Origin of the sequence: uncultured Campylobacter sp. (assembly GCF_937890585.1) — a bacterium.
GTDB lineage: Bacteria > Campylobacterota > Campylobacteria > Campylobacterales > Campylobacteraceae > Campylobacter_A.
Genome location: NZ_CALACG010000149.1, coordinates 1 through 1447, shown reverse-complemented (window position 1 = coordinate 1447; position 1447 = coordinate 1). Strand labels below are relative to the sequence as shown.

Here is a 1447-nt window from a genome sequence, read left to right as displayed (position 1 = left end):
TTTATAGCAAGCGTTGCTCTTTGTGAGTTTTCATTTGTTATCTTCGCGTCGCTTGAGTTGGCTGATATGTTGTTAAAAGTCTGATCAAAGCCATTTAGATCAAGCGCTCCACCGCCATTGCCAAAGAAAATTTTGTCATTTAAATTTTCATTCACGCCAAGCCTTAAGAGCCCTCTGCCACTTGTTAGATAAATTTTATCAAAGGCATTTAAAGCTCTTAGCTCAACCACGCCCTCGCCTAGCCTTAGTGGTTTGTTGCCACTTGAGCTTACTATCAAGCTGCCTTTGCCTAGCTTATGCACGCTTGTGTCTGAAACGACGTTTAAATTTAAACTTGCACCCCCAGCTATGTCAAAACCTGCAAATTTTGCTATCTTGCTACCATTTGTGCTATTTAGCGTAAGATCTCCGCTATTTACGACGATACCGCCATGTCCTAAGTCTAGATTAGAGTTTAGCGTGATGTTTGAGCCATTTACGCTGCTAAATATATTATCTTTATTTTGCACTAGCGCGCTGCCTAGGACATTTACGCCACTTACTAAATTTTCATACTCTTTTTTATAGTCGTTAAAATCTCTTGCAGTAACGATAGATGCGTAGTTTTTATTATCCTCAACTCCGGTTAAAACGCCTACTAAGACCCATTTTTGAGCTACCGTGTCATAGACAAAAAACCCAGAGCCACTATCTCCTGGCAAAAGCCTATTTCTAAAGCCCCTATTCGAAGTCATAAATAGATAAACCCCGGGTTTGCTTACACTTGAGTAATGGCTCTTATAAACCGCAGAATACGCCACTCCTATCTCATTCACGCTTGCGCCAAGTGCGTTATTTACTATATTTTGGTTCTCAAACTCAGTAGCGCTCATCACCTCAGCAAAGCCATCTGAATCGCTCTTTGGCTTTTCAAGGGCAAGTGAGCCTGTGCCAGCCTCGTATGCAAGGATGTTCTCGCCGCTAGCTCCGCCGCTATTTTTTATATCTCTAAAACGATCTTCTATCTTTTTTGCATTAGCCTCATCTTTTGTTTGATCTTGACTAGAGATCTCCAAATTTGGCACATCCAGAGGGTCGATCTGCCCTTCGACTATGTATTTTGAAGTTCGCAGATATGTTGTGTCTGCGCCATAAAGCTTTTGCGTAGAATTTGTTGCGTATTCATAAAGTGTGTTGCCAAACCAGCCTCTGTTTTCATTAAAATTTGTAGCAGCTGAGGCAAGAAGTGTGTGATTTGCTGTCACTACAAAACTTCGTCCAAGGGAGGTAAAGTTGCCTTTATTATTTCTTGCGTTGTTGTTTGGGATCTTATCAAACGTAAATTTAGTGCCGTTTCTTTGCGTAAATTCTAGTGGAGCGTCTGAGGCTTTAAAGATGCCTTTGTTTTGCGCAAGATCAAGGTAATCTCTATAAAAATTTGTCCCTATATCCATGACCTGAGCGTCTA

1 protein-coding gene is annotated in these 1447 nt (G+C 41.1%); it reads right to left on the bottom strand.

What is annotated here, in order from left to right:
* Positions 1-1447 (bottom strand): S6 family peptidase (locus Q0296_RS04305; protein WP_298036951.1); only part of this gene is annotated, 1447 nt, incomplete at both ends.